The sequence below is a fragment of the Bradyrhizobium manausense genome (assembly GCF_001440035.1).
Lineage (GTDB): Bacteria > Pseudomonadota > Alphaproteobacteria > Rhizobiales > Xanthobacteraceae > Bradyrhizobium > Bradyrhizobium manausense.
This window is the reverse complement of record NZ_LJYG01000041.1, coordinates 55821-72000: the sequence shown is the minus strand read 5'-3', so window position 1 is coordinate 72000 and position 16180 is coordinate 55821. Positions and strand designations below refer to the sequence as shown.

The following is a 16180-nucleotide window of genomic DNA, read 5'->3' as shown; positions in this document are numbered from 1 at the left end:
CGCCGAAGACGCAGGCGAAATCGGCGAGGCGGGCGGGATTGGATTGATTGGTCATTCCGGGGCATCGCGCAGCGATGAACCCGGAATGACGGCGAGCAAGCCTCTACCTCCCGATAATCACCCCGATCACATTCGGCGCGGCCAGATATTTCTCCTCGATTGCCGCGCGCGCGGCGGCGCGGTTTTCGGCCGTGAGCAGGCCGCGCTTCTCGGCCAGGATCATCCAGCAGAAACCCCACCAGTCGGTCAGCATGCCGGTCTCGCTGACGAGGTCATAGCCCTGCTCGGCTGCGAAGATGCGCGCATGCGCTTCGTCGAGCGTGTCGAGGAAATGATGATCCTCGACCGAGAACAGATCGTCGCTGATATCGTCGATGGTGTAGCCCCAGATCGACTGGCACACCGCGTTGAACTCGCGGTCGAACTGGTCGTCGTCGATCCTCTGGCGCCGCGCCGCCTGATGCAGCCGCGACAGCGACCGCGCAAAATCGGCGATCCGGGTGAGGGCAAATTGATCGAAGGCAATGGTGGACATGTAGTCCTCGCGACTGACGTCAGACCCTAGATATTGTGTCGGCAATGCGCCGAATCATAATGATATATCAAAGACTTGCTAAAGTGTTCTTAATTCGTTCTGATCGCTTCACAATGTCGTCCGGCGAAGGCCGGGACGACACCAGTGGTGTTGCGCCAGCAGCCCCCCTCAATTCGCCGCGGACATCAACTTGTCCCCGCACGCGCTCGCGTAAAACTTGCCGCCGCATTGGCGCTTGATGGCGGCGCAGCGCTGCGCAGGCGTTGCGTTTTGTGGGAGCGAGACGGCCCAGCTGAGGCCATCGGCGCTGCGCCCGGGCCTGTCGGCGGCGAAGGCTGCGCTGGAAGCGGTGATGCAGACGACGAGAACAGCAGCGGCGGCGATTTCGATCAGCAGTCGCATCAGTGGCTTCATGGGCGCTTCCTCCACAGTGATGGCTGAATTTGCGCCCAGTCTAGCACCAAATCGGCGTTTCTCCGTGCTGGTCCGGGTTCCCAAAGCGGCCCGTTCCTTGCATAATTTTGCGCCAGCGCAGTGCATTGCCGCGCCAGTCATGGTTCCGGCAAAGGGCAGGTTGCGTAGGGTTCAGTGGTGTTTCTGTCGACCAGGAAGTGACGGCCTTGCAAGATCAATCGTTCCAGTCAAATTTCCCCGCCCCCGATCAGCCCATCGACGAGCTCGCGCTGGCGGAGATCAAGGGTGCGATCCTGGCGAAGCTGCGTCTTGCCATCGGCAAGGACGCGGGCATGGCGACCAAGCACGACTGGTACCAGGCCGCGGCGCTGGCGCTGCGCGACCGCATCGTGCACCGCTGGCTGTCGGCCGAGAAGCGCAGCTACGACGCGGGCCGCAAGCGCGTCTATTATCTGTCGCTCGAATTCCTGATCGGCCGTCTCTTCACCGACGCGCTCAACAATATGGGGCTCTTGAAGATCTTCGAGGTCGCGCTCGGCGATCTCGGCGTGTCGCTGCCCGAGCTGCGCAAATGCGAGCCGGATGCGGCGCTCGGCAATGGCGGCCTCGGCCGTCTCGCCGCCTGCTTCATGGAGAGCATGGCGACGCTGTCGATCCCCGCGATCGGTTACGGCATCCGCTACGATTACGGCCTGTTCCGCCAGATCATCAATCAGGGCTGGCAGCAGGAATATCCGGACGAATGGCTCGGCTTCGGCAATCCCTGGGAATTGCAGCGGCCGGAAGTGATCTACGACGTCAATTTCGGCGGCGGCGTCGAGCATGTCGACGACAAGGGCCGCGACCGCGCGATCTGGCATCCGGGTGAGACCGTGCAGGCGATCGCCTATGACACGCCGATCGTCGGCTGGCGCGGCCAGCACGTCAACGCGCTGCGGCTGTGGTCTGCACGTTCGCCCGATCCGCTCAAGCTCGACGCCTTCAACATGGGCGACTATGTCAGCGCCAGCGCGGAGCAATCGCGCGCGGAGGCGATCTGCAAATTCCTCTATCCCAACGACGAGAGTCCGGCGGGCCGCGAGCTGCGGCTGCGCCAGGAATATTTCTTCGTCTCTGCCTCGCTGCAGGACCTGATCAAGCGGCATCTCGCCTCCGACGGCCAGCTGCGCAGCCTCTCGAACAAGGTCGCGGTGCAGCTCAACGACACCCATCCGAGCCTTGCCGTCACCGAGCTGATGCGCATCCTCGTCGACCTCCATAATTTCCGCTGGGACGAGGCCTGGAAGATCACCGTCGCGACGCTGTCCTACACCAACCACACGCTGCTGCCCGAAGCGCTGGAGACCTGGCCGGTCGAGCTGTTCGAGCGTCTCTTGCCGCGGCATCTCGAGATCATCTACCGCATCAACGTGCAGCATCTGGCGCTCGCCGAAGCCCGCGCCCCCGGCGACATCGACTTCCGCGCCTCGGTCTCGCTGATCGACGAGAAGAGCGGCCGCCGCGTGCGCATGGGCCAGCTCGCCTTCGTCGGCTCGCACCGCATCAACGGCGTCTCGGCGATGCATTCGGACCTGATGCGAGAGACCGTATTCCACGATCTCAACCATCTCTATCCCGGCCGTATCACCAACAAGACCAACGGCATCACTTTCCGCCGCTGGCTGATGCTGGCGAACCCGAAGCTCACCGAGCTCTTGCGCGAGACCTGCGGCGAGGCCGTGCTGGATGATCCGACCCAGCTCTCGCTGATCGAGGCCCGCGCCAGCGACGCCGAATTCCAGAAGAAATTCCGTAGCGTCAAGCTCCACAACAAGACCGCGCTGGCGCGCCTGATCGGCGAGCGGCTCGGCATCAAGGTGGACCCGACCGCGCTGTTCGACGTGCAGATCAAGCGCATCCACGAATACAAGCGCCAGCTCCTCAATATCATCGAGACGGTCGCGCTGTACCAGTCGATCAGGGACGATCCAAACGGCAATTGGGTGCCGCGGGTGAAGATCTTTGCCGGCAAGGCGGCGGCGAGCTACCGCTACGCAAAGCTGATCATCAAGCTGATCAACGACGTCGCGGAAGTCGTCAACAACGATCCCGCCATCGGCGGCAAGCTGAAGGTCGTCTTCCTGCCGGACTACAATGTCAGTCTCGCCGAGGTGATCATTCCAGCGGCCGACCTCTCCGAACAGATCTCCACTGCCGGCATGGAGGCGTCCGGCACCGGCAACATGAAGCTGGCGCTGAACGGCGCCATCACCATCGGCACGCTCGACGGCGCCAATATCGAGATCCGCGACCAGGTCGGCGCGGAGAACATCGCGATCTTCGGCATGGAGGCCGGCGACGTGATGATCCGGCGCAAGCAGGGGCTCGATGCCTCCGACGTCATCCGCAATTCACCGAAGCTGCAGCGCGCCATCAACGCGATCGGCGCCGGCGAGTTCTCGCCCGGCGATCCCGGCCGCTTCGAATCGATCGCGCATGCGCTGCGCTATCTCGACCATTACATGGTCAGCGCCGATTTCGATTCCTATTACGAGGCGCAGCGCGCGGTCGATGCGCGCTGGCTGGTCTCGCCGGCCTGGACGCGTGCCTCCATCCTCAACGTCGCTCGCATGGCGTGGTTCTCCTCCGACCGCACCATCCGCGAATATGCCGAAGAGATCTGGAACGTGCCGGTCAATCCGGTCACGCCGCCGTTCCAGACTGCCGAGGAACGGCGCGACGCCACGGGGTGATATTTCCGCAGCGTGGAAGCGGCGTTACCTGCGAGGTCATTGCACAGTCGGGCGATGGCTGTGGTATGATGGCCGTCATTCCGGGGGCGGCTCGCAGAGCCGAACCGCAGGTGCGCAATTGCGCACCGGGGAATCTCGAGATTCCGGGTTCGATGCTTCGCATCGCCCCGGAATGACGGATGGAGACAGATGCACGCCAAGCTCCCGCATCCCTTCGACGATGCGACTCGCATCACCGCCGGTGACTCGCACTGGCAAGGGCACACCAGCGACGACTATTGGGCCTTCGTCGGTCCGTTCGGCGGCGCCACCGCTGCAACCATCCTGCGCGCCCTGATCGAGCATCCGCAAGCCGCAGGCGATCCGCTGGCGCTGACCGTCAATTACTGCGCGCCGATCGCCAAGGGCCCGTTCGATCTCGACATCCGCCTGGTGAAGGCCAACCGCTCCAGCCAGCACTGGAGCGTCGAGCTGTCGCAGGGCGGCGGCGATGTCGCAACGCTCGCCACCGCCGTATTCGCCGAGCGCCGGCCGTCCTGGGAGCACAGGGTGGCGCAATACCCTGACGCAAGGCCGTTCGAGCAGACGCTGCCCTTCCCGAAGATCCAGGCATCCTGGGCCAACCAGTACGAATTTCGTTTCGTCGAGGGCGAGATGCGGCTCGGCCCGCCGCAGGCCGAGCTCGCCAGCACCTACTCGAAAATCTGGATCAGCGATCGCAGACCCCGCAAGCTCGACATGCTGTCGCTGACGTCGATGTCGGACGCCTTCTTCGGCCGCATCTTCCACGCCAGGCGCGAGCTGGTGCCGTTCGGCACGGTGTCGCTGACGACCTATTTCCACACCGACAGCGAGGAGCTCGCGGCTGAGGACATCACGCGCGTGCTGGCGACGGCCGATTCGAAGATCATGCACAAGAGCTACGCCGACCAGAACGCCGAGCTGTGGTCGCCGAACGGACGGCTGCTCGCGACCAGCACGCAGATCGCGTATTTCAAGGCGTAGCTGTTCCGCAGACTCCGTCATTGCGAGGAGCTCTTGCGACGAAGCAATACAGACTATCTCCGCGGAGGGATTCTGGATTGCTTCGCTGCGCTCGCAATGACGAATGGAGAGAGCGTACACAAAACAAAAGGGCGGCCTCGCGGCCGCCCCTTGCACTTCAAACCCTGAGAGCTCACTCCGCCGCCAGCTTCACATCCGGAGCCGCTGCGCGCACCTCCGCATCCACCTGGGCTTCGAACTTGGCAAAGTTCTGCTGGAACATGCCGACCAGCGCACGGGCGGTCTTGTCGAACTCGTCCTTGTCCTTCCAGGTGTTGACCGGGTTGAGGATCTCGCTGGGCACGCCCGGCAGCGCGGTCGGGACCGCGAAGCCGAAATATTTGTCGGTGCGGAATTCGACGTTGCGAAGCGAGCCGTCGAGCGCGGCAGTCAGCAGTGCGCGCGTCACCTTGATCGGCATGCGCGAACCGGTGCCGTACTTGCCGCCAGTCCAGCCGGTGTTGACCAGCCAGCAGTCGACATTGTGCTGGGCGATGAGATCACGCAGCATGTTGCCGTAGACGGACGGGTCGAGCGGCAGGAAGGGCGAGCCGAAGCAGGTCGAGAATTCCGGCTGCGGCTCGTTGCCGAGGCCGCGCTCGGTGCCGGCGACCTTGGCGGTATAGCCGGAGAGGAAGTGATACATCGCCTGCGCCGGCGAGAGTTTTGCGATCGGCGGCAACACGCCGAAGGCGTCGGCGGCGAGCATCACCACGTTCTTGGGCTGCGGCGCGCGGCCGGTACGCGACGCATTCGGGATGAAGTCGAGCGGATAGGCCGAACGCGTGTTCTCGGTCTTGGAGCCGTCGTCGAAATCGACCACGCGGGTGTCTTCGTCGAGCACGCAGTTCTCGAGCACAGCGCCGAAGCGGGTCGACGCCGCGTAGATCTGCGGCTCGGCTTCCTTCGAGAGCTTGATGCACTTGGCGTAGCAGCCGCCTTCGAAATTGAAGACGCCGTTCGGGCCCCAGCCGTGCTCGTCGTCGCCGATCAGGGTGCGGTTCGGATCGGCCGAGAGCGTGGTCTTGCCGGTGCCCGACAGACCGAAGAAGATCGCAGTGTCGCCCTTGGGGCTGACATTGGCCGAACAGTGCATCGGCATCACGCCGCGCTCGGGCAGATAATAGTTCAGCGTGGTGAAGACCGACTTCTTCATCTCGCCGGCATAATAAGACCCGCCGATCAGGACGATCTTGCGGGCGAAGTCGATGGCGACGACGTTCTCCGAGCGGCAGCCATGACGTTTGGGGTCGGCGCGGAAGCTCGGCATGTCGATGATGGTGAGCTCCGGCACGAAGGTCGGCAGCTCGATCGCCTCGGGGCGGATCAGCAGCGTGCGGATGAACAGCGAGTGCCAGGCGAGCTCGGTGAAGACGCGCGTCTTGATGCGGTAGGCCGGATCGGCGCCGCCATAGAGGTCCTGCGCGAACAGGCGCTTGCCTTCGGCATGCTTGAGGAAGTCCTGATACAGCGTCTCGAACTGCTCAGATGTAATCGACTGATTGCCGGCCCACCACATCTTCTTGTCGGTGGTGGCATCACGCACCGTGAACTTGTCCTTCGGGCTGCGGCCGGTGAACTCACCGGTATCAGCGCAGAGCGAACCGTCGGCGGACAGCACCGCCTCGCCCGCGGAGAGCGCGTATTGATAGAGTTGCGGCGCGCCGAGGTTCCAGTGAACCTGCTTGAGATTCTTTAAGCCGAACTTGTCGGCGCCGAAGGCACCGTTGCGCACGCCCGTCTCTTGCACGAAAAATCCTCCTAGAACCCGCGACACACTGCGCGACCAAGCTTGGCGCCATCGCGGTCACCATGAATTATAGGCCGATTGGCCTCGGTTGGATGACCTAATACTGATGAACGCTGGCGTTGCCAAGCTGATCCCGCAGGATTTGGTTTATTCAAGGACCGCGCCAAACGTCGCGCATGTCGGCTCTGTACGTGCGCATCGAAAATCCACCAATGGTCGCGCAACCAATTGCCGCTTTCGGCGTTATCGAATGTTTTGCGATGCACAATGCCGTGCTCTTCTATCGTAGGGCGCCTTCGCCAATCAGCGCGAATGGCCCCCACATCGCGGGATACGCATTGCGCAGCGACGAAGGATCATCAGCATAGGTTAACATCGCGCGCCGAAGGGCTTCGGCTCGACCGATTCCTGGTTCGTTTTTGAGCAGATCGAAAGTCGAAGTGGTCAAGCGCGTGGCAGCTTCTGAATCCACGGCCCAATGCGAAACGAGCAGCGCGCGTGCGCCGGCGTAGAAGAAGGCGCGCGCCAATCCGGACAACGCCTCGGCACCGGGCTTGTCGCCAGCGATGGTGTTGCAAGCCGACAGCACGACCCAATCTGCATTGAGCTTGAGCTGCGCAACCTCGCTCGCCGTGAGCAGACCGTCGTCGAGCTCGGAAGGCTGATCGGGAATCGAGAGCGCAAGCGACGGCTCGCCTACACCCTTGATATCGCCGGCGACGAGGCCGTGGGTCGCGAAGTAAATGATGCCGTATTGAGCAAGCGCTGCACGCTTGAGCGTCGTCTCGCTGGCGTCGCGGCCGAGATGGATGTCGGCATCGCTCGCGCCGACGTCTTTCGCGACGGCGTCCAATTCGTCTGCGGTGTCGGGAAGCTGCGGCAGCGCCTGTGCGAGCCGCGCACGATCGACGCCTGCACCACGCCAGAAGTCGGTATAGGCTGATGTCGCGATATTGCGCGCGGCAACTTTTCCGGTTGCTGCACGCCGATCGGAAGAAGCACCCTCGGCGGGATTGAACACGGGATCGCCAAAGCCGGTCATCGGCTTGACGCCCTCGTCCTTGCGCGCGAAAGCCCGCAGCGACTTCAGGCTGACGACCGATGGCAGCACCGAGACGGCGTGACGCCGCAGCAGCCAGGCCGCGCTGCGATAGCCGTCAAGCGTATCCGGGATCGCAGCTTGCGGCGGCTCCGTGACGAGCAGGTGAAACGGCAGCGCGGTCAGGGCGCCCGATGGCACCATGAGCAGACTGCGTTTGTCCTTGATCAACGCCTCAACGGGACCGAGCAGCGTGACATAAAGCTCGTTGGCGAGCGCAAGGTCGAACAAGCCTGATTTGCCGGAGCCATCGCGGGCCTTGCCGACATCGAGACTTCTGCGGACCGCGCTCACCTTCTGGGCCAGCGCGTCTGCGCCGAGCGGAATCTCTTTCCACTCCGCGCTCTCGCGCGTGATGGCGATGACATAGCCGCGCTTGTCGACGATGGAATAGAGCACCATCGCCTCATCGCTCGACAGCAGCGGCTGCACGTCCTTGACCGTCAGGGGCAGCGGATTGGAGAGTGAGGCGTAGTCGGGAAACTCGACGGCAAGCGCCTTCTGCAACGCCGCGCGCGCGCTCGCGATCGCCGCGATCCGCGCACGACTGCGCTGCTCGGAGGCAACGTCGCGTTGCGCCGATGACTTCGACACGGCCGCGACGATCGCCTTGTCGAGGGCGTCGGATTCAGCCACGAGATCCTGGTCCTTGCGCACCAGCTCGGCGAGCCGGTCGGTGCCTGCGGCAAGCCTGACTGCAAGCTTGTTCACGGCCGAAGCGGCGGACGATTGCGTGCCACGTTGGATCGCGGCCAGCGCCTCGTCCAGCACCTTGTCATCAGCCAGCAGGGCTTGCTGGCGCGCGGCAAACAGGATCGGCAGCACCACACGCAGCTGCGCGCGATCGCCCGCGAGGGTTTTTTCCGCGAGCGGCAATGCGTCCGCAATTCGCCCTGATGCATCGAGGAAATAAGCGAGATTGCCGGTCGATGTCGCGACATCGGGATGATCGGGCCCGAGCGCATGCTCGCGGATGGCAAGGGCGCGGCGATAGAGCGGCTCGGCATCGGCATAGCGCTGCTGGTGTTCGTAGAGTCCGGCGAGATTGTTCAGGGACCGCGCGACGTCGGGATGATCAACTCCCAACACCTTCTCGCGGATCGCGAGCGAGCGCTTGATCGGGGCCTCGGCCTCGGCATCACGGCCGAGATCGCGATCAAGCTGGCCAAGATTGTTCAGCAGCGTCGCGACCGCGGGATGCTCGGGACCGCCGACTTTCTGATAGATCGCGAGCGCGCGCTGGAACAGCGGCTCGGCCTCCGCAAAGTGCTCCTGCTTCACATAGAGCGTGGCGAGATTGTTGAGGGACTGGCCGACATCGGGATGCTCGCGCGAGAGCGCCTTCTCGCGGATGGCCAGTGCGCGCTTGAACAGCGGCTCTGCATCCGCAAAGCGGCCCTGCCGCTGATCGAGCGCGGCGAGATTGTTCAGCACGGGCGCAATCTCGACGCTGTCGAGGCCGGTCCCCTTCTCCATCAGCGCGATGGCACGCTTGTAGATCGGCTCAGCCTGATCGTCGTGCCCCTGGTCGGCATAGATCTGCGCGAGGTTGTTGAGTGCGGCGGCGAGATCACGGTTATTGCCGGTCTTCTCAAGCGCAGCCACCATGGCCTGCGCCGGCGGCAAGGCTTCGGAATATTTGCCGGCGGTTCTCAGTGCATTGATGCGCGCGCTCTGCGCGGTCAGACTGCCCGTCTGGGCGAGGCCGGGCGTGGCATTGGATGCGGCGATCGCAAGCGCGAGGCCTGCGACCAATGCCAAACGACGACTTACCATGAACCCTCGCTGCCAACCTCGGACCGATCACGATCTTGGGTCGCAGCGTTGGTAGGCGACGTTCAAAATGTGTCGCAGCTAGTCCGCCTTTTGGCCCACCTTGGCGCGCGCTTCGCCCGCCAGGCGGACCAGCATCTTGCGCAACTCCGTGCCATCAGTGACCCGCTCCGGAAAATCGAGCCGCAACGCGGTCTGGCCGTCCTGCATGTCGAGGCCCTCTGGGTCGCAGCCGGTGCACCGCCAATCGCCCTTGGCCGCGCCCAGCAGCTTCGTTGCATAAAGGCCCATGGCCTCGCGGTGGTCGGCATTCATATGCTCGACAGCGCCCGCCTCCGCCGCCAGCAGGTCCTCAGCGCCGGCGAGGTCCGTGAGGAACTGCTCGGGCTTGAGATCGACAATCCGGCCAAACCCGGCGACCAGATGGGTTCCCGAAGGGATGATCCGGAAGAACGAAAAATCCTTAAATGAGACAAAGGCTTCTGCCGACGGATGGGCATTGAGATACCGCCGCTGGAGCAAATCCTTCTCATTCTCAGCCTGCTCGGCGCGGCCCGACAGCATGATCCGGGCGCCTTCCAGCGGATCGCCGGAGGCGCGCTCGTCCAGCATCAGGGAGACCCTGTTGTCGGCGAGGATATTCCTGGTGTGGACCGCCAATCGAGAGATCAGCAGGATCGGCGAGCCGTCGGGGTGGCTCGCCAGATTGACCAGGGAACAATAGGGATCGCCGCTGCCAGCCATGAGGGTTGCGAGCGCGCCCTGCCGTGAGCGCCTGAGCAGCGATTTGGCGAGCTGTTGGGGAACAAAATCGGGGGTCGGTTGCATGGGCTTTCTCGGCTCAGGTGGTTGCAAGGCGGGCCTTTTTTCGGGTAAACCCGAGCCCGGTTATGGGTCGATATGCGGCGAATCCGCCGTGTTTCGTGGAACTTGGTCACACTTCAGCCCAGCTTGCATTGCTCGGTGACAAGGTTCGAATGCCAATTCGGCACCCATGTATGCGGCGCATCACTGGATTGCTCGCCGTTTAAAGCCACGACCCAAACGGAAAGCAGAAAGCAGAGGCTCATGCCCACAATCGCTTTGGTCGACGACGACCGCAACATTCTCACATCCGTCTCGATCGCGCTGGAAGCCGAAGGCTACCGCATCATGACCTACACCGACGGCGCCTCGGCGCTGGACGGCTTCCGCACCACCCAGCCTGATCTCGCGATCCTCGACATCAAGATGCCGCGCATGGACGGCATGGAGACGCTGCGCCGCCTCAGGCAAAAATCCGACCTGCCGGTGATCTTCCTGACCTCCAAGGACGAGGAGATCGACGAGCTGTTCGGCCTCAAGATGGGCGCGGACGATTTCATCCGCAAACCGTTCTCGCAGCGCCTGCTGGTCGAGCGCGTCAAGGCGGTGCTGCGCCGCTCGGCGCCGAAGGATCCGACCGTCGCGCCGAAGGAGAACGACGCCAAGGCGCTCGACCGCGGCCTGCTGCGCATGGATCCGGAACGGCATACCTGCACCTGGAAGAACGAGCCGGTCACGCTGACCGTCACCGAATTCCTGATCCTGCAGGCGTTGGCGACCCGGCCCGGCGTGGTCAAGAGCCGCAACGCGCTGATGGACGCCGCCTATGACGACCAGGTCTATGTCGACGACCGCACCATCGACAGCCACATCAAGCGGCTGCGCAAGAAGTTCAAGGTGGTCGACAACGATTTCGAGATGATCGAGACGCTCTACGGCGTCGGCTACCGCTTCAAGGAAGCCTGAGGCGTTGGCGCCTTCACGACAGCTGAGGGCTGCGCCGGTTCCGATTCCATCAGAACCGGGCATGCTCTGAAGCGCATTCGCGCTTCAGGTTATTGTTTGAGCACGATCTTTCGGAAAACCGCTGCACACTTTTCCGGATCATGCTCTAGGATGCGAAAACCGTTGCAACGAACCGTCCTAACGCGGGCGTAAGCATTGCTTGACCGAACGCAGCCCGATCAGAGTTCGAACGCCGAGGACATTGCGTCCCGCGGCGCCTCGGACCATGAGGACAAGCCGGTTGCAAGAGGCTGGGGACCGCTGAACTGGCTCAAGCGCGCCGGACAGTTCTTCTTCGCACTGTCGTTCTCGAGCCTGACGCGCCGCATCGTCTCGCTCAACCTTGCCGGCCTCGTCGCCCTGGTCGCAAGCATCCTGTATCTGTCGCAGTTCCGCGCCGGCCTGATCGACGCCCGCGCGCAGAGCCTCTTGGTGCAGGCCGAGATCATCGCCGGCGCCATCGGGGCATCCGCAACGGTGCAGACCAACGCGATCACCGTCGATCCCGAGCGGCTGCTCGACCTGAAGCTGGGCGAGAGCTACGGCGGAGTGGATGATTCGCTGGATTTTCCGATCAACCCCGAGCGCGTGGCGCCGGTGTTGAGCACGCTGATCTCGCCAACCAAGACCCGCGCGCGGATCTTCGATCCCAACGGAAGCGTGCTGCTCGACAGCCGTGATCTCGATGTCGTTCGGGGCTTTCCGCTGCCGCCCCTGTCGGAAAAACCAGGCGTGATCGAGCGCGTCAAGGCCGCGGTGCGCACCTGGCTGAACCGCGGCGACTTGCCGCTCTATCGCGAGCTCGGACGCGAAAACGGCAATGGCTATGTCGAAGTTGCCGGTGCGCTCCAGGGCCAGAAGCGCTCGATGGTGCGGGTCAATTCGCGCGGCGAGGTGATCGTCTCGGTTGCCGTCCCGGTGCAGCGCTCGCGCGCCATTCGCGGCGCGCTCATGCTGTCGACCCAGGGCGACGAAATCGACCGGATGGTCACGGCCGAGCGCCTCGCGATCCTCAAGGTCGGCGGCGTCGCCGCAGCGGTGATGATCATGCTGTCGCTGCTGCTGGCGAGCACGATCGCGGGCCCGGTGCGCCGGCTCGCGGACAGTGCCGAACGCGTCCGGCGCCGCATCAAGACCCGCGTCGAGATTCCCGACTTCACCCGCCGCCGCGACGAGATCGGCCATCTCTCCGGGGCGCTGCGCGACATGACCAGCGCGCTCTACAAGCGGATCGAGGCGATCGAGATGTTCGCCGCCGACGTCGCCCATGAACTGAAGAACCCGCTGACCTCGCTGCGCTCCGCGGTCGAGACCATGCCGCTGGCGCGCAATGAGAACAGCCGCGCCCGCCTGCTCGAAGTGATCGAGCACGACGTCAAGCGGCTCGACCGGCTGATCTCTGACATCTCGGACGCAAGCCGGCTCGATGCCGAATTGCAGCGCCAGGATGCGATCCCGGTCGATCTCAAGCGGCTGCTCGGCACGCTGGTGGCGGTCGCCAATGAAACAAAACTCGGCCACGACGTCGCCGTCGAGGCGCGCTTCGAGGGCCGCAGCCCGACCGATACGTTCGCTGTCAGCGGCCATGATTCGCGGCTCGGTCAGGTGATCTCCAACCTGCTCTCCAATGCGCAATCCTTTTCGGAAGCCGGCAGCAAGGTGCGCCTGACCTGCCGCCGGGTCCGCGGCGAAATCGAGATCGTGGTCGACGACGACGGCCCCGGCATCCGCGACGACGCGCTGGAGCGCATCTTCGAGCGCTTCTACACCGACCGGCCGCACCAGGGCTTCGGCCAGAATTCCGGCCTCGGCCTCTCGATCTCCAAGCAGATCGTCGACGCCCATGGCGGGCGGATCTGGGCCGAGAACCGCGCCGGCCCCGCCGACGAAGACGGCGCACCGACGGTTGCCGGCGCGCGCTTCGTGGTGAGGCTGCCGGCGCTATGAGCCAAGGCAGCCTGAACGAAGGCAGTTTGAACGAAGGCAGGTTGAACAACGGCGGGCCGAGCGTTCACGCCTCCGCGGTCAAGGTCGGGTCGTGGGCGGTGCTGATCCGCGGGCCGTCCGGCGCCGGCAAATCGCGCCTTGCCTTCGATTTGATCATGGCGGGCCGTTCGGGGGTGGTCGAAAGCTCCGTCCTGGTCGGCGACGACCGTGTCCATCTGGCGACAGTTGGCCAGGAAATTGAAGTGCGCCCCGTCCGTGTCCTGGCTGGCCTGATCGAGATTCGCGGGCTCGGAATCCGCCGCTGCGACTTCGTGGAGCATGCGACGGTCGGCCTCGTGGTCGATCTGGACGCCGAAGACGCCGAGCGACTGCCGCCGCCGGAATCGCTGAAAACCACAATTTTCGGTGTCGAAATACCGCGAATCCCTGTTGGCCGCGGCTATTCGCCCCTTCCCTTGGTTGTTGCGGCCGTGACTACTACCAAGAGTTAACCTTCGACTAACGCTTCAGCCGATTGTTTGAAGGGAAATGGTAACCATATGAACCCCACACTCGCGACCGAGTAGACCGGCGCAGCTCCCCTCATCCATCCGTCTAGATTCAGGGAGATACGCAACATCCCCTCTTGCGCGGGGGCTCTGGATGGTCAAAGTGGCGCGTTCGTGCGGCGCACCAAAAGCGCCCGCGGGAGTTTTCCGATGATTGGTCTAGTACTTGTGACCCACGGGCGCCTTGCCGACGAATTCAAGGCGGCGCTTGAGCATGTGATGGGTCCACAAAAGCAAATCGAAGCGATTACGATCGGCGCTGAAGACGATTCCGATCTCTGCCGAAGCGACATCATCGAGGCGGTTAACCGCGTCGATTCAGGCGACGGTGTTGCGATCCTCACCGACATGTTCGGCGGCACGCCGTCGAACCTTGCGATTTCCTGCATGAGCCGGCCCAAGGTCGAAGTGCTCGCGGGTATCAACCTGCCCATGCTGGTGAAGCTCGCCAAGGTACGTGAGGAGCGCCCGCTGCCGGACGCGATCGCGATGGCTCAGGAAGCCGGCCGTAAATACGTCACCATCGCCAGCCGCGTGCTCGCCGGCAAATGAGCGACGACGCGCCACAAGCCGGGGCGGGCGCGCCCGCCGGCGCGATCTCCAAAGAGCTCCTGATCATCAACAAGCGCGGCCTGCACGCCCGCGCCTCGGCGAAATTCGTCCAGGCGGTGGAGCGCTTCAACGCGCAGGTGTGGGTGACGCGCGGCGGCGAGACCGTCGGCGGCACCTCGATCATGGGCCTGATGATGCTTGCCGCAGGACCGGGGACCACGATCACGGTCGCGGCAGCCGGCACTGATGCGGAAGCTGCGCTTGCGGCAATCACTGAACTCGTTGAAAGCAAATTCAACGAGGAGGGCGTGTAGGCGTCGCGATCACTTCGCCGGCGGGGCAATGTAGATGTTCCACGTCATCGCCGGGCCCGCCTTGCCATGGGTGAAGCGGCGCGTGGTCATCACGATCCGCTCGGCGTTCGGCGCGATCTCCGACACCCATTTCTCGAAGGCGGGCAGACGCCCGTCGGTCGGATCGAACACGCCGATGAAGCCGTATCTCTTGACGTCGTCGAGTGACGACAGTCCGGAGCTCCAGGCCTCGTTCGGGATGAACGCGACCGGATGGTCGGGGCTGTAGAACACCATCGGCTGGATCGACTCCATCGTGCCGGCGACGACCGCCCAGCGCGAGGCGAAGCGGGAATGCCAGGCTTGCGTCAGCTCGCGCGCGAGCTCGGAGCGCGCGCCGTAGGTCGCCGTGTTGTCCTTGTTCGCCGCCATCTCGCGCGCTGCGATCCAGGGCGAGGCGACGAGGGTCACGAGGCTGAGCACGAGCCAGATCGCCACGATGTTGAACAGCACGGCGCTCTGCACCCGCAGCGCAGGAATCGCGACGAGCGCCAATGGCACCAGGAAGAACAGCGAGATGCCCCAGTCGGTCTTCATATAGATGCTGAAGGCGAGCGCGCCGAGCGGCGGGCCGGCCGCGACGATGATCTGGATGATCCAGATATTGCGCGCCTGGGAAACATCGACGCCGGGATTGACGCCGCGCGCCCAGGCCCGCGTGACGATGCGCAAGGGTGCGCGCAACAGCAGGGTCCACCATGGCGGTACCAGCGCCATCGCAAGTCCGGCAAGCGCGACGGGGAGAGCCAGCAGCGCGGCATTGTGCAGGACGTAACCGAGCACGAGCTGATGCACGAGACCGGCGTCCTCGATGCTGTAGGTATCGCCGGCATAGGTCAGCGGCACGAAATGCGAATCCGCCAGCCAGATGATGTGCGGGATCATCGCGACGGCCATCGTCGCGACCGCGACCCAGGGCGCCGGCGACAGCAGGAACCGCATCCGTTCCGGATGGATCAGCGCGGCAAGGCCGATGGCGCCGATCATGGTCAGCACCCAGTATTTGGTCATCAGCGCCAGCGCGCCGGCAAGCCCGAGCCAGACTCCGGACTGCCAGCTCCGCTTCTCGAACGCGTTGAGATAAGCGAGCACGACGAGCGGCAGCGTCACCAGCTGCAAAAGATCGGGGTTGTACTTGAAACCCTTGAAATTGAAGATCGGGTAGAGCGCGACCATCACCACGACCAGGAAGGCGCGGCGCGGATCGACCACACGCAAGCTCAGCAGCCAGCAGATCACCATGCCGACGCTGACGGTCGCCATCGCAAGCGCATAGGTCGCCCAGTCCGTTGCGGGAAAGACCTTGAACCAGAGCCCGGCGATCCAGCCCGACAGCGGCGGATGCTTGCCATAGCCCCACAGGAATTTCTGGCCCCAGCCCCAGGCTTCTGCGACGTCCATGTGAACGTCCTGCGCTGCCTTGAGATTGATCAGGATGAAGGTCCAGATCACCGCATGGAGGATGGCCAGCTGGATCACCAGCCAGAGCCGGGCGGAGGGGGCGATGGCGTAGGCAACCAGCCAGGCCCGGAAACGGTCAAAGCTGACCCGGGCTTTTACGCGCGGTCGGGCGGAGGGGATCGAGGTGGTGGACATGGGCGCTTGCGTAGCGCGTTTTGGACCA

General features: G+C 63.9%; 13 protein-coding genes. 7 read left to right on the top strand and 6 right to left on the bottom strand.

The features are described from left to right. Positions 1–103 precede the first annotated feature (103 nt). Together AOQ71_RS08700 and AOQ71_RS08695 are read right to left on the bottom strand one after the other, a co-directional pair. The gene (locus AOQ71_RS08700) at positions 104–535 is read right to left on the bottom strand and encodes a hypothetical protein (protein WP_057744520.1); all 432 of its coding nucleotides are present in this window, start codon (positions 533–535) and stop codon (positions 104–106) included. A gap of 168 nt (positions 536–703) precedes the next feature. Beyond that, positions 704–949, bottom strand: a complete 246-nt coding sequence (locus AOQ71_RS08695; protein ID WP_057744576.1) for a hypothetical protein — start codon at positions 947–949, stop codon at positions 704–706. Between the two features lie 206 nt (positions 950–1155). Here AOQ71_RS08695 and AOQ71_RS08690 point away from each other — a divergent pair, with 206 nt between their 5' ends. Continuing rightward, positions 1156–3681 carry a glycogen/starch/alpha-glucan phosphorylase gene (locus AOQ71_RS08690; RefSeq protein ID WP_057744573.1) on the top strand — a complete coding sequence of 842 codons (2526 nt, stop codon included), beginning with the start codon at positions 1156–1158 and terminating at the stop codon, positions 3679–3681. A 189-nt stretch (positions 3682–3870) separates the two neighbouring features. Continuing rightward, positions 3871–4686: an acyl-CoA thioesterase gene (locus AOQ71_RS08685; RefSeq protein WP_057744517.1), complete on the top strand. Its 816-nt coding sequence runs from the start codon at positions 3871–3873 to the stop codon at positions 4684–4686. Positions 4687–4858: 172 nt separating this feature from the next. Here the strand turns inward: AOQ71_RS08685 and AOQ71_RS08680 are convergent, their stop codons facing one another. The 3 genes from AOQ71_RS08680 to AOQ71_RS08670 all read right to left on the bottom strand — a co-directional run bounded on the left by AOQ71_RS08680 (position 4859) and on the right by AOQ71_RS08670 (position 10175). Continuing rightward, on the bottom strand, positions 4859–6475 hold the full coding sequence (locus tag AOQ71_RS08680) for a phosphoenolpyruvate carboxykinase (RefSeq protein ID WP_057744515.1): 1617 nt from the start codon (positions 6473–6475) through the stop codon (positions 4859–4861). A 280-nt stretch (positions 6476–6755) separates the two neighbouring features. After that, positions 6756–9350, bottom strand: a complete 2595-nt coding sequence (locus AOQ71_RS08675) for a CHAT domain-containing tetratricopeptide repeat protein (RefSeq protein WP_057744512.1) — start codon at positions 9348–9350, stop codon at positions 6756–6758. Between the two features lie 78 nt (positions 9351–9428). Further along, the gene (locus AOQ71_RS08670; RefSeq protein ID WP_057744509.1) at positions 9429–10175 is read right to left on the bottom strand and encodes a HugZ family pyridoxamine 5'-phosphate oxidase; all 747 of its coding nucleotides are present in this window, start codon (positions 10173–10175) and stop codon (positions 9429–9431) included. Positions 10176–10415: 240 nt separating this feature from the next. On the opposite strand from AOQ71_RS08670, the gene AOQ71_RS08665 reads away from it, so the two are divergent. The 5 genes from AOQ71_RS08665 (at position 10416) to AOQ71_RS08645 (ending at position 14517) form a co-directional block, all read left to right on the top strand. After that, on the top strand, positions 10416–11117 hold the full coding sequence (locus tag AOQ71_RS08665; RefSeq protein ID WP_027535781.1) for a response regulator transcription factor: 702 nt from the start codon (positions 10416–10418) through the stop codon (positions 11115–11117). Between the two features lie 195 nt (positions 11118–11312). Next, positions 11313–13103, top strand: coding sequence for a sensor histidine kinase (locus AOQ71_RS08660; RefSeq protein ID WP_057744507.1), 1791 nt, complete (start codon positions 11313–11315; stop codon positions 13101–13103). Then, on the top strand, positions 13100–13594 hold the full coding sequence (locus tag AOQ71_RS08655; protein WP_245316808.1) for an HPr kinase/phosphorylase: 495 nt from the start codon (positions 13100–13102) through the stop codon (positions 13592–13594). Before AOQ71_RS08660 ends, AOQ71_RS08655 begins: the two co-directional genes overlap by 4 nt. A gap of 207 nt (positions 13595–13801) precedes the next feature. Next, positions 13802–14203: a PTS sugar transporter subunit IIA gene (locus AOQ71_RS08650; RefSeq protein ID WP_007597752.1), complete on the top strand. Its 402-nt coding sequence runs from the start codon at positions 13802–13804 to the stop codon at positions 14201–14203. After that, complete coding sequence (locus tag AOQ71_RS08645) at positions 14200–14517, top strand: HPr family phosphocarrier protein (RefSeq protein WP_057744504.1); 318 nt, start codon at positions 14200–14202, stop codon at positions 14515–14517. The genes AOQ71_RS08650 and AOQ71_RS08645 overlap by 4 nt, the downstream gene beginning before the upstream one ends. A 9-nt stretch (positions 14518–14526) precedes the next feature. Here AOQ71_RS08645 and AOQ71_RS08640 read toward each other — a convergent pair whose 3' ends face one another. Further along, positions 14527–16152: a glycosyltransferase family 39 protein gene (locus AOQ71_RS08640; protein ID WP_057744501.1), complete on the bottom strand. Its 1626-nt coding sequence runs from the start codon at positions 16150–16152 to the stop codon at positions 14527–14529. Between the last annotated feature and the right edge of the window lie 28 nt (positions 16153–16180).

Excerpts from the sequence above, each read along its gene's own strand:
- AOQ71_RS08640 (WP_057744501.1), bottom strand. The coding sequence starts at position 16,152 with ATGTCCACCACCTCGATCCCCTCCGCCCGACCGCGCGTAAAAGCCCGG.
- AOQ71_RS08645 (WP_057744504.1), top strand. The coding sequence starts at position 14,200 with ATGAGCGACGACGCGCCACAAGCCGGGGCGGGCGCGCCCGCCGGCGCG.
- AOQ71_RS08700 (WP_057744520.1), bottom strand. The coding sequence starts at position 535 with ATGTCCACCATTGCCTTCGATCAATTTGCCCTCACCCGGATCGCCGAT.
- AOQ71_RS08685 (WP_057744517.1), top strand. The coding sequence starts at position 3,871 with ATGCACGCCAAGCTCCCGCATCCCTTCGACGATGCGACTCGCATCACC.
- AOQ71_RS08650 (WP_007597752.1), top strand. The coding sequence starts at position 13,802 with ATGATTGGTCTAGTACTTGTGACCCACGGGCGCCTTGCCGACGAATTC.
- AOQ71_RS08695 (WP_057744576.1), bottom strand. The coding sequence starts at position 949 with ATGAAGCCACTGATGCGACTGCTGATCGAAATCGCCGCCGCTGCTGTT.
- AOQ71_RS08675 (WP_057744512.1), bottom strand. The coding sequence starts at position 9,350 with ATGGTAAGTCGTCGTTTGGCATTGGTCGCAGGCCTCGCGCTTGCGATC.
- AOQ71_RS08670 (WP_057744509.1), bottom strand. The coding sequence starts at position 10,175 with ATGCAACCGACCCCCGATTTTGTTCCCCAACAGCTCGCCAAATCGCTG.
- AOQ71_RS08655 (WP_245316808.1), top strand. The coding sequence starts at position 13,100 with ATGAGCCAAGGCAGCCTGAACGAAGGCAGTTTGAACGAAGGCAGGTTG.
- AOQ71_RS08665 (WP_027535781.1), top strand. The coding sequence starts at position 10,416 with ATGCCCACAATCGCTTTGGTCGACGACGACCGCAACATTCTCACATCC.